Here is a 10,945-nt window from a genome sequence, read left to right on the forward strand (position 1 = left end):
GACTCTCGAGACTTTACCACCGATTTGGAGGCGTTTACCACCGACTCTCGAGACTTTACCACCGATTTGGAGGCGTTTACCACCGACACAGGGAAATTCTGCTACGTTTGACGGCAAAGCATGTTGAAATTCGCTTGTTTAATGAATGGAATTGATCGCAAAATACGTTATCACCAGTTAAAAGGGGTTTATCACCGTTCATGACTACTTTATCACCGCTCAGCAGGAGTTTATCACCGTTCATGGCCACTTTATCACCGCTTAGACCGAGTTTATCACCGCTTGACCATAAATTAGGCGATTCCCAATTATAAAACTCCATCAAAAAACCACCCGCTCACAAAAGCGGGTGGTGCAATTTACACTTCCAATACATGACCCTTCAATTTCTCACGCAGGGCGGCTTTTAGGAACTTGCCGACGGATGTTTTCGGGATTTCATCCAAGAAGACAACGTCGTCCGGAACCCATAACTTAGCGAATTGGCCTGCCAAATAGTCGAGCAGTTCGGTTTTCAAAGCATCGTCCGCCGTTTTGCCCTCTTTCAAGACGACGCAGGCAAGCGGGCGCTCCACCCATTTTTCGTGCGGAACAGCGATGACGGCTGCCTCGAACACCGCTTCGTGCGTCATCAACGCATTTTCGAGGTCAACGGATGAAATCCATTCCCCGCCGCTCTTAATTAGATCCTTCGTCCGATCCATCAGTTTCAAATAGCCGATGTCCGTCATGACGGCGATGTCGCCCGTGTAAAGCCATCCGTCTTTGAACGCCTCTGCCGTCCGGTCGTCCTTATAATATTCGCTCGCAATCCAAGGTCCCCGTATGGCAAGTTCACCCATCGTCTTGCCATCCCAAGGTACTTCGCCGTCTTCATTCACAATCTTCACTTCAAGCCCTGGCATGACCAATCCCTGCAGCGCGCGGATATCGATCCGTTCATCCATCGGCAAGTCCTCCATGCCGGACGTATAGACCGACAAACTGACGAGCGGGGATGTTTCTGTCATCCCATATCCGACGTAGAACGGCACGCCGAGCCCCTCTTCGAACGCACGGATCAATCCTTTCGGAGACGCAGAGCCGCCGCTTACGATTCCACGGAGCGATGATAGATCCCGCGGATTTTGCTGCTGCTCTTTCAAAACAGCGAGCCAAATCGTCGGCACTCCCGCCGTCAGCGTCACTTTTTCCTGTTCAATCAAATCTAGGATGAGCTGCGGATTGAAACCTGGTCCTGGCAGCACCTGCGAAGAGCCAAAGAAAACAGCGGCAAACGGCATTCCCCACGCATTAACGTGAAACATCGGGACAATTGGCATGATGACATCACCTTCACGCAGTCCCATTGCATCCGCCAAACCGAGCGCGAAACTATGAAGGACGATGCCGCGATGCGTATAGACGACCCCTTTCGGATTGCCCGTCGTTGCGGATGTGTAACACATCCCGGCAGGCGTGTTTTCATCCAGGTCCTCCGGATAGTCATACTGATCCGATGCCTCTGCAAGCAACGCCTCATAGGAATGGACATTTGCAAGCGTCGTTTCCGGCACCTCAGTGCTGTCTCCCATAATTACGTAATGTTTTACCGTCTTCAAGAACGGCGCCAGCTTTTCAAGATGAGGGAAGAGGTTATCATCCACGAGCAGAATTTCATCTTCCGCATGATTGATGACATAGGCGATATGCTCCGGTGCCAAGCGGATGTTCACCATATGAAGGATGGCACCTGTGCTTGGCACGCCGAAATACGCCTCCAAATGGCGGTGATGATTCCAGCCGAACGTCCCCACTTTCGTTCCGTGTTTCATCCCGAGCTTCGTCAACGCATTCGATAGCTTCCTCGTCCGTTTCGCAAATTCCCGATATGGAATCCGATGGATCGTGTCCGGTCCTGTGCGGGAAATGATCAGTTTGTTCGGAAAAAACTGCTCGGCCCGTTTAATGAACGAAGATAGTAGTAATGGTGTTTGCATCATTTGAATCGCTCCCCTTTTGCTTTTTTATGATGTGAAGCATGAAAACCATCCCCGGCAGACGCTTATGCCCACACAATCCTATGCGGACAAGCTTCCCTCTATTCTATCTACAGCCCCATATTCTTCGCGATGATCATCTTCATAATCTCATTCGTCCCGGCATAAATCGAAGCGACCGGGATATCGCGGTACCTCCGCGCAATCTTATATTCCTCCATATAACCGTATCCCCCATGCAGCTGCATGCATTCCGCGGAAATCTCGCGCGCCGTTTCGGTGATCCAATATTTCGCCATGGACACTTTCGTCACGACATCCTTGCCGGCCAAATGGTCTTCAATGAGTGATTCAAGAAACGCTTTGCCGAGTTCCACTTTCGTCGCAATTTCCGCAAGCTTGAACTGCGTGTTTTGGAATGAACCGATTGGCTTGCCGAACGCCTCGCGTGATTTCACATAGTCGAGCGTCATTTCGAGCATATCCTCCGAAGCGGTTTGCGCTGAGAGCGCAACGAGCAGCCTTTCCTGCTGGAGCTTTTCCATCAGACAACTGAAGCCCTTTCCCTCTCCGCCGACCAAGTTGCCAACAGGCACCCGGCAATCCTCGAAATAGAGCTCCGCGGTGTCTTGCGAGTGCATGCCGACCTTATCGAGCTTCCGCCCTTTCGTAAATCCAGGCGTTCCCTCCTCAATCATGAGCAAGCTGATGCCACGGTGCTTCGGCTCCGCCTGCGGGTCCGTCTTCACGACGACGAGGAACAAGTTCCCATTCACACCGTTTGTAATGAACGTCTTTTGTCCATTGACGACATAATGATTGCCGTCCTTTATGGCGGTTGTCCGGATATTGGCGAGGTCCGAGCCGGTTCCGGGCTCCGTCATCGCAACACCTGTAATGAAATCCGCGGTGATGCACCCCGGAAGCCAACGCTTCTTCTGCTCATCCGTCCCATATGATTCGACGTACGGAACGACGATGTCATTATGAAGGCCTACCCCCGTCAAGCCCGCTCCGACCCGTTCCATCTCTTCCCCGATGATGACTCCATAGCTGAAATCGAGCCCGAGACCGCCATACTGTTCCTCCACCTGCGGACAGAGGAACCCCATTTCCCCGAGCTTCCGCCAAAAACTGACGGGGATGAGCCGGTCTTTTTCCCATTGTTCGTACTGAGGGACCGCTTCCTTCGACAGGAATTTCCGGAGCGTCTCCCTGAATAGGACATGTTCATCTGTTTCAAATCGATAGCGTGCCATCAAACTCCCCCCTCATTTCGGCTGCATCCTGATCGCTCCATCCAACCTGATCGTCTCCCCATTCAATAGCGGATTCGTGAAGATGCTTTCCACGAGCCGCGCGTATTCTTCCGGATGGCCAAGCCGCTTAGGGAATAGCGTCAACTCCTCAAGCGCATTGCGTGCGGGTTCCGGAAGTCCGGCGAAAAGCGGCGTTTCAACAAGGCCCGGCGCAATCGTCATGACACGGATGCCGTATGCGGCAAATTCACGGGCAATCGGCAATGTCATACCGACGACGCCGCCTTTCGATGCACTGTACGCCGCCTGTCCGATCTGCCCTTCGAAAGCCGCGACAGACGCGGTGTTCACGATGACGCCGCGCTCACCTTCCGCATTCGGCTCATTGCCCATCATGGCGGCGGCCGCCACCCGGATGACATTGAAAGTTCCCGTCAAATTGATGCGGATCACCTGCTCAAAACGGTCCAGTATCATCGGTCCGCCTTTTGACACGACTTTCCCAGGGGTCGCGATCCCTGCACAATTGACGACGGCGTTCACCTTTCCGAACACCGATACCGCTTCAGCTACGTTCGCCTCGACATTTTCAGCGTTCGCCACATCCGTTTTTAGGAATAAAACATGATCTTCCCCCAACTCGTCGACCAACATCTTGCCACGTTCTTCATTCATATCGAAAACAGCGACTTTACCACCGGCTGCCACAATCCTTCGAGTCGTCGCCTCCCCTAAACCGGATGCCCCTCCCGTGACAATCGCTATGATTTCATGCATTTCCATCTGACCATCCCCCTGTATGTAACGTTATAATCTTTCAATAATCGTCGCGTTTGCCATTCCCATCCCTTCGCAAATGGCGAGCAGTCCGTATTGACCGCCCGTGCGTTGCAGTTCCTTCACCATCGAGACGAGCAGTTTCGTTCCTGTTGCGCCAAGCGGATGACCGAGTGCGATTGCGCCACCGTTCGGGTTCAGTTTTTCTGGATCCGCCCCAGTATCCTTCAACCAGGCGAGCGGCACGGGAGCGAATGCTTCATTCACTTCATAGACGTCCATATCTTCTATAGATAGTCCCGTCTTCAACAAGACCTTCCGAGTCGCTTCAATCGGGCCAGTCAACATCAGAGTCGGATCTGAGCCAACGACAGTCCGGGCGACAATCCGCGCAAGCGGCTTCAATCCAAGTTCCTCGGCCTTTTCTTTCGACATAAGCAGGACAGCGGATGCGCCGTCGCTCATTTGACTGGCGTTTCCAGCTGTGATGATGCCATTTTCATCGAACACTGTTTTGAGGCCGGCAAGCACTTCAGGTGTTGAATCTGGACGCGGACCTTCATCCTTTGCAACGGTTTCCGCTTCACCATCGACGCGATTCACAGCAACCGGAACGATTTCGTCATCGAATTTACCTTCTTCAATGGCTTGGATCGCTTTCTGATGGCTTTCGTATGCGAACCGGTCCAGTTCTTCACGGGACAGTCCCCATTGTGCGGCGATGCGTTCCGCTGAAAGGCCTTGATTGATGATTTCGTGCCTCTCCGTCAGTTTCTGGCTCGGTTTAGCGTCCCCCATGTTGGAAAACATCGGTGCCCTCGTCATGCTTTCGACGCCGCCTGCAATGACGATGTCCATATCGCCTGATGCAATCGCTTGGGAGGCGAAGTGGACCGCCTGCTGGCTCGACCCGCATTGACGATCGATTGTTACGCCGGGCACATGGACCGGAAAGCCTGCAATTAAGGCCGCTGTGCGCGCAATATTGCCTCCTTGTTCACCCGACTGCGTGACGCAGCCTAAAATGACGTCCTCTATATCACCTTTATCGATTCCTGCGCGCGTTACCAGCTCTTCGAGGACAACAGCTGCAAGCTCATCTGGGCGATATTCCGAAAAACCGCCTTTTCGTCTTGCGACAGCCGTCCGCACCCCTTCAACAATTACCACTTCTCTCATATCGGCACCTCATTCTCTGAATTAATTGATATTTCGTATAGTTATAGCTTACCTGAAAGCGCTCCCAATATCCATAGCATTTTTCGGTGTTCCTAGAACAGAATCAGTCTCAAGTCGTAGACGGAAATCCGCTTTGCGGCCGTTTGGATGAAGCGATGACGATTGTATAATGTAGATACAACGAAAGGAGGAACAACAATATGAAAAAATTTGGTCTTGCGATTCTCGGCATAGTGGCGGCGATCGTTGTTCTGGCAAACTTGGGTTCGCTTCTGGCACTCGCCATTTCCGGTGCAATCGCTTTTGCGGGGTTCCACTATTATAGGAAGAGTGATTCGACATTCCTGAAGCTGTTCTGGGGAATTGTGCTGCTCATCGGTTTGGTGACAGCTGTTTCAAACGTGCCGGCTTTCATCGGCATCATTGCGTTGCTCGGTGTCTACTATGTATGGCGCAAATGGAATGAGCGTACAAACGACAATGTAATTGAAGCTGCTTATTCAGACGACCCATTCGTCAACTTCGAACGACAATGGGATGAAATTACAAAATAAGGAGGAAACTATGATGAACACATTATGGAATAGGATTAAATATACGGTGCAGGCTGACTTGCATTCGGCGCTCGATAAAAAGGAAGCGAAAAATCCGATTGCGATGTTGAATCAATACATCAAGGAAGCGGAGAAACAGACGGAATCGGTCGGCAAACTGTTGGAGCGCCAAGGGAAGTTGAAAGTTGAGCTTGAGAAGGAGTTTGCGGAAGCGGAAGCGATGCTCGAAAAGCGCCGCCGTCAATTCGAGCTCGCGCAGTCGACTGGCGAAGAGGATTTGGTCGCGTTCGCTCAGGATGAGATTTATGCTTACGAGACGCGTGCCAACGAGTTGGCGGCTAGCATTACGCAGTCAGCGCAAGAATTGATTGCGCTGGAACGGAAATTTGAGGAAATGAAGCATAAAGTGAAGGATATGAAAGTCCGCCAGCTCCAATTGATGGGCAAAGAGAATGTTACACGCGCCCATCGCCGCATGGATCAATTCATCTCCCCTGAAAACGGCGACAAGCAAGTTTCAAGTGTCGAGGAGATGAATGCGTATATCGAAAATCTCGGCGGCCAGATCAACCGCGAGTACGAAGTGTCATCCATGGAACGTCGATTGGAAATGCTTGAGAAAAATGCCGCATCCAAGACGGAAATTGTGTAATATAGAAGTGCGTAGATATGACTTTTCGAGGTTTATGATCACTTGCCGGGATTTATGATCACTTGCCGGGATTTATGATCACTTGCCGAGGTTTATGATCACTTGCAGGGATTTATGATCACCCGGCGGAATATCAATGGGAAGGTGTCCGCCTTCCCTTTTCCATCTGACATCAAGAAGGGGGCATTAGAATGAAAAAAATGGATACGAATAAGATGACATTTTGGATAGCAGCGTTTCTCTTGCTCGTTTTCATAGAATCCGCTTTCCTGGCGAATGGTAACATCATCTTCCTCCTTCTCGGTGCCGGATTAACGTATTTCGGGTTCAAGAGACGTTCGAAGTGGATGGCCTTTTTAGGGCTGTTCTTCATTATTATGGCGTTATTGACATTGTGGAGCTTACGCCTATTGTTGCTCGCCATGTTCATTTATGTTTTATTCCACTTGTGGAGAGGGGTTCCGGCGGAGCAGATGATGCGTCCGTTGAAAGAGTTCCAAAAGGAGACGCCGAATGGGATTTGGAAAAACAAGTGGTTTTCCGTTCAGGCATCCCCCTTCTCTTCCTATGAATGGGAAGACGTGCAGATCCAAGGCTTTTTCGGGGATATCCATGTTGACGTGACGGACACTGTGCTTCCGAAAGGGACGTCTTTCATTGCGATCCGGCAAGGGTTCGGGCGGATCAGGATTGACCTGCCATACGAAATCCCTGTGCGCATCCATTACAATACGTTGTTTGGCGAAGCACGGATCCTTGATATCAGTCCGAAGCGGATGATCAATGAGACGCTTCATTTTAAGGACGGCTACGACGCGGACATCGGGGACCGGGCAGAGCTGATCATCTCCCTTTCCACATGGATCGGAGATATTGAGGTGGTGCGGAAATGAAGAACTTTTTTGGTCGCAGCCTCTTTTTATCGGTCATTTTCACGGGCGTTGCGGCATTGTATTTCTATACGCTCGTTGATGTACCGTTGAATGAAAGCTGGTTGTTCTTTTATGAAATCCAATATGCGAATGTACCGTTAGGCGCCTGGATCATTTTCACTTGCATTACGCTCGGTTCAATTATTGCAGGCTGGATGGGCGGCATCGGCCGTTCCAAGGTGAGGGCGATTGAACAGCAGTTGAAAGGGTTAGTTCAAAATGAAGAGATTGTGAAAGTCACAAAGTCGTTTTCTCCGAAGATTGATAGAACGCTTGAAGACGTGTCCAATATTTTGGCGACACAACGGAAAAGCTTGCAGCGGATCACCGATGAACGTGCGGAGGCGCAAGATAAATTGATACAGGAGCGGATTGTACAGGAGCGGCAACGTCTTGCACGCGAGCTGCATGATTCTGTTTCCCAGCAGCTGTTTGCCGCTTCGATGCTCATGTCTGCCATTAATGAGCAGGAACATGAACAGGCAATGCAAAAACCGCTATTGCAAGTGGAGCGGATGGTGCAGCAGGCGCAGCTAGAAATGCGGGCTTTGCTCCTTCATTTACGGCCAGCGGCGTTGAATGATAAATCACTTGCAGAAGGTCTTGAGGAACTATTAGTCGAATTAAAAGAGAAGGTTTCGTTCGATATCCGTTATCGTTTGGAAGAGGTGTCTTTGTCTAAAGGAGCGGAGGACCATCTTTTCCGGATTGCACAGGAGACATTGTCAAACACGCTGCGGCATGCGCAGGCGACGGAGGTTGATGTCCTTTTTGTCGAACGTGACGGCCTCGCCATTTTCCGTGTGCAAGATAACGGGATTGGTTTCGAAGAGTCGGACGGCAAAGGCGGTTCGTATGGATTGCAGAATGTTAAGGAACGGGCGATTGAAATCGGCGGAACATGCAAAATCGTGTCGGTCCCTTCTCAAGGAACAATTGTCGAAGTGAAATTGCCGACGAAAAAGGAGGATGAACCGGATGATTCGGATTCTATTAGCGGATGATCATGAAATGGTGCGGATCGGTGTGTCCGCTTATTTGCAGACACAACCCGATATGGAAGTCATCGACGAAGCGGTCAACGGGAAAGAAGCTGTTGAAAAGGCGCTTGCACTCCGCCCCGACATTATTTTGATGGACATGGTCATGCCGGAAATGAACGGCGCAGAGGCGACTGCCGAGATTATCAAGCAATGGCCGGAAGCGAAAATTGTCATCGTCACCAGTTTCCTGGATGACGACAAAGTGTACCCGGCACTGGAAGCCGGTGCCATCAGCTACATATTGAAAACTTCCAATGCCAAACGGATTGCGGAAGCCATACGTGACACGTTGAAGGGGCAAACCGTGCTGGAGCCGGAAGTAACGTCGAAAATGATGCAGAAAATGCGGTCCGGCAATGGGCATCGCCTTCATGACGATCTGACGGAGCGGGAGTTGGAGATTCTTCTTTTATTGGCAAAAGGGAAAACGAACCAGGAGATCGCCGATGACCTGTTCATTGCGTTGAAGACAGTGAAAACACATGTCAGCAATCTACTATCGAAGCTCGAAGTGCAGGATCGGACGCAAGCCGTGATTTATGCATTTAAAAACGATCTTGTGGAATGAAGAATGGCCGCATGCCTGGCAACGGGCATGCGGCTTTTTGATGGGGGAACTTTTCGGACGGAGAAATGAGAACTTGCCCGGAAACGAGAATTCACGCTTAACTCCCCACCCTATTTTTATTCAAATAAAAAAACAGTCCCGCCACCGGATTTCCGATGGACGGGGCTGTTTTTCGTTTATTAATTACCACGGTTCGGGTCAAATGGATAATCTTCACCCGGATTCGTCGTATTGTAGCCGTCTTTGTTTGTTTGGTTATACCTAGACGGATCATTTTCATCGAACGCTTCTGTCATATTCGAATCAGCTGGATCCGACAGTGGCAGTTCATCCGTTGGCAGGTTGCCTGTCCGCGGTTCATAATCACGACCGGTCGGATAACCGCCGCCATTGCCGACAGGAGGTACATGATCTTCCTGCGCTGTCTGATCTACGGCCTGTTGAGCTTTATTCACGGATCGCTTCGCCTCCCGCTTCATTTCGCCCTTCTCCTGCTCCCACTTCTCTTTGGAAACATCCGCATTTTGCAAGCTGCTTTCCATTTTCGTCAAGTAGCGTGAAGCATGCTCACGTCCACCTAAACCGAATGCCAAGCCAAACGCCAATGCGACGCCCCCCAGGATTAGGATGAATGCCGCGTTGATGATCGCTGGCGCAATGCCGAGCTGACTCAATGCCATGAAGAACGCAAACGCGAGAATCGCATATTTCGCTACGTAGCGCAATACGTGAGGTGCGCCCGATGGAGTCGTCATGATGCTGCCGACAAATTTCTCGGCTAGGTTCGCAAGCCAGAAGCCAATTGCCAAAATGACGACAGCTGCGACCACCATCGGCAAGTATACGAAAATGCCTGTCGCAAGCGTTACCATGAAGTTCAAGTTGAGAATCTGAAGCGCTTCAACGACGAACAACAAGATGATAACAATTTGAACGATCGAGCCGATAATTTGGGAAAACGTTGGCATAGTTGCGCTCGAACGTACTCCAATCTTTCCGGATATCGAATTGATGCCGAGATTATCCAATAAGGAAATGACAATTCCCCTTACCCATTTAGCCAAGTAGATGCCGACCAATACCAGGACGACCGCGACCGCAATTTTCGGCAGCATTGTCATAATGTCGTTCAGCATAGCAATAGCTGGTTGAGATATCCCTTCAAGATCCAATACTTCCAAGGCAGAAATCGTTACCGGCAGCATAATGAGGACAAAAACAATCGTACCGATAATTCCTGAAATGCTTGTCCCTTTTGAAGAGGATTTCAACTTATGTGCGAACCGATCCACACCAACCGATTCAAGCAGCTTCGTAACAATTGTACGGACGATTTTCGCAACAACCCAACCAACAGCGAAAATTAGTGCAGCTCCGACAAGTTTCGGAATGAAGTTCATGAAGCTCTCCAACATTCCTTCAAACGGACCGCTAATCCCGCTTAGGCCAAGCGCATGAAGGACAGCCGGCACGAATAGCAGCAAGACGACATAGAACGCAATGTTCGCAGCCGTTTCAACCCATTTCGACTTGTCGATTTCATCGGGGGACCCCCCTGCTTTGGCAACGTACTTGTTGAGCTTCATCTTGCCGCCGACCGCCAAAATCACTTTTTTGACAATTAATGCAAGAACCCAAGCAAGAAGCAGGATGAGTGCCGCTTTCAAATGCTTAGGACCGCTCCACCGATTCCAGAATACATCGTCATGAACGGCGTTGCGATCATTGACGCATTCATGATGTTAAAGAAGAGAAGGAATGCTAATAGAAGGATTCCGAAGAAGAAGACTTTGCTGATGATTTTTTCCACATTCCATTTACCTTCTTTAACGTCTAGCCTTTCGTTGACTCTGGATTTCTTCAAACGTTTGTGCACTGCATTTTCCACTGCTTTTGCAATGAAAAAGCCGATTAGCAAGACGATCAACCCGAGAATCAATTCGGGCAGCCAACTTAGCATATTGGCAAAATACATATCTCTAAACATTCCGTGTCCTCCATT

Annotated in this window: 12 protein-coding genes; 5 read left to right on the forward strand and 7 right to left on the reverse strand. The window is 50.2% G+C overall.

Going from position 1 to position 10,945, the window contains the following annotated elements:
- Positions 1-76 precede the first annotated feature (76 nt).
- From M3193_RS09585 to M3193_RS09605, 5 genes are all read right to left on the reverse strand, one after another.
- Entirely contained in the window at positions 77-322 is a 246-nt protein-coding gene (locus M3193_RS09585; RefSeq protein WP_251626831.1) for a hypothetical protein, read from the reverse strand.
- Between the two features lie 37 nt (positions 323-359).
- Positions 360-1,982: a long-chain fatty acid--CoA ligase gene (locus tag M3193_RS09590; protein WP_251626833.1), complete on the reverse strand. Its 1,623-nt coding sequence runs from the start codon at positions 1,980-1,982 to the stop codon at positions 360-362.
- A gap of 107 nt (positions 1,983-2,089) precedes the next feature.
- Complete coding sequence (locus M3193_RS09595) at positions 2,090-3,238, reverse strand: acyl-CoA dehydrogenase family protein (RefSeq protein ID WP_251626835.1); 1,149 nt, start codon at positions 3,236-3,238, stop codon at positions 2,090-2,092.
- Positions 3,239-3,250: 12 nt separating this feature from the next.
- The gene (locus M3193_RS09600) at positions 3,251-4,021 is read right to left on the reverse strand and encodes a 3-hydroxyacyl-CoA dehydrogenase (RefSeq protein ID WP_251626837.1); all 771 of its coding nucleotides are present in this window, start codon (positions 4,019-4,021) and stop codon (positions 3,251-3,253) included.
- 24 nt (positions 4,022-4,045) lie between these two features.
- A complete protein-coding gene (locus tag M3193_RS09605; protein ID WP_251626839.1) occupies positions 4,046-5,194 on the reverse strand; it encodes a thiolase family protein in 1,149 nt (382 codons plus the stop codon).
- Positions 5,195-5,394: 200 nt separating this feature from the next.
- Between M3193_RS09605 and M3193_RS09610 the strand changes: the two genes are divergently transcribed.
- The 5 genes from M3193_RS09610 (at position 5,395) to M3193_RS09630 (ending at position 8,943) form a co-directional block, all read left to right on the forward strand.
- Positions 5,395-5,748, forward strand: coding sequence for an ABC transporter permease (locus tag M3193_RS09610; protein ID WP_251626841.1), 354 nt, complete (start codon positions 5,395-5,397; stop codon positions 5,746-5,748).
- 13 nt (positions 5,749-5,761) lie between these two features.
- Entirely contained in the window at positions 5,762-6,400 is a 639-nt protein-coding gene (locus M3193_RS09615) for a PspA/IM30 family protein (RefSeq protein ID WP_251626843.1), read from the forward strand.
- 191 nt (positions 6,401-6,591) lie between these two features.
- The gene (gene liaF / locus M3193_RS09620; RefSeq protein WP_251626845.1) at positions 6,592-7,293 is read left to right on the forward strand and encodes a cell wall-active antibiotics response protein LiaF; all 702 of its coding nucleotides are present in this window, start codon (positions 6,592-6,594) and stop codon (positions 7,291-7,293) included.
- Positions 7,290-8,336: a sensor histidine kinase gene (locus tag M3193_RS09625; RefSeq protein WP_251626847.1), complete on the forward strand. Its 1,047-nt coding sequence runs from the start codon at positions 7,290-7,292 to the stop codon at positions 8,334-8,336. The genes liaF and M3193_RS09625 overlap by 4 nt, the downstream gene beginning before the upstream one ends.
- Positions 8,311-8,943 carry a response regulator transcription factor gene (locus M3193_RS09630; RefSeq protein WP_251626849.1) on the forward strand — a complete coding sequence of 211 codons (633 nt, stop codon included), beginning with the start codon at positions 8,311-8,313 and terminating at the stop codon, positions 8,941-8,943. The genes M3193_RS09625 and M3193_RS09630 overlap by 26 nt, the downstream gene beginning before the upstream one ends.
- Positions 8,944-9,122: 179 nt before the next feature.
- Here M3193_RS09630 and M3193_RS09635 read toward each other — a convergent pair whose 3' ends face one another.
- Positions 9,123-10,610: a mechanosensitive ion channel gene (locus tag M3193_RS09635; protein ID WP_251626851.1), complete on the reverse strand. Its 1,488-nt coding sequence runs from the start codon at positions 10,608-10,610 to the stop codon at positions 9,123-9,125.
- Positions 10,607-10,930, reverse strand: a complete 324-nt coding sequence (locus M3193_RS09640; RefSeq protein ID WP_251626853.1) for a mechanosensitive ion channel family protein — start codon at positions 10,928-10,930, stop codon at positions 10,607-10,609. The genes M3193_RS09635 and M3193_RS09640 overlap by 4 nt, the downstream gene beginning before the upstream one ends.
- Positions 10,931-10,945: the final 15 nt, after the last annotated feature.

Source organism: Sporosarcina luteola (genome assembly GCF_023715585.1).
In the GTDB taxonomy this organism is placed as follows: Bacteria; Bacillota; Bacilli; order Bacillales_A; family Planococcaceae; genus Sporosarcina; species Sporosarcina luteola_D.

Excerpts from the sequence above, each read along its gene's own strand:
- M3193_RS09585 (WP_251626831.1), bottom strand. The coding sequence starts at position 322 with ATGGAGTTTTATAATTGGGAATCGCCTAATTTATGGTCAAGCGGTGAT.
- M3193_RS09590 (WP_251626833.1), bottom strand. The coding sequence starts at position 1,982 with ATGATGCAAACACCATTACTACTATCTTCGTTCATTAAACGGGCCGAG.
- M3193_RS09595 (WP_251626835.1), bottom strand. The coding sequence starts at position 3,238 with ATGGCACGCTATCGATTTGAAACAGATGAACATGTCCTATTCAGGGAG.
- M3193_RS09600 (WP_251626837.1), bottom strand. The coding sequence starts at position 4,021 with ATGGAAATGCATGAAATCATAGCGATTGTCACGGGAGGGGCATCCGGT.
- M3193_RS09605 (WP_251626839.1), bottom strand. The coding sequence starts at position 5,194 with ATGAGAGAAGTGGTAATTGTTGAAGGGGTGCGGACGGCTGTCGCAAGA.
- M3193_RS09610 (WP_251626841.1), top strand. The coding sequence starts at position 5,395 with ATGAAAAAATTTGGTCTTGCGATTCTCGGCATAGTGGCGGCGATCGTT.
- M3193_RS09615 (WP_251626843.1), top strand. The coding sequence starts at position 5,762 with ATGAACACATTATGGAATAGGATTAAATATACGGTGCAGGCTGACTTG.
- liaF (WP_251626845.1), top strand. The coding sequence starts at position 6,592 with ATGAAAAAAATGGATACGAATAAGATGACATTTTGGATAGCAGCGTTT.
- M3193_RS09625 (WP_251626847.1), top strand. The coding sequence starts at position 7,290 with ATGAAGAACTTTTTTGGTCGCAGCCTCTTTTTATCGGTCATTTTCACG.
- M3193_RS09630 (WP_251626849.1), top strand. The coding sequence starts at position 8,311 with ATGATTCGGATTCTATTAGCGGATGATCATGAAATGGTGCGGATCGGT.
- M3193_RS09640 (WP_251626853.1), bottom strand. The coding sequence starts at position 10,930 with ATGTTTAGAGATATGTATTTTGCCAATATGCTAAGTTGGCTGCCCGAA.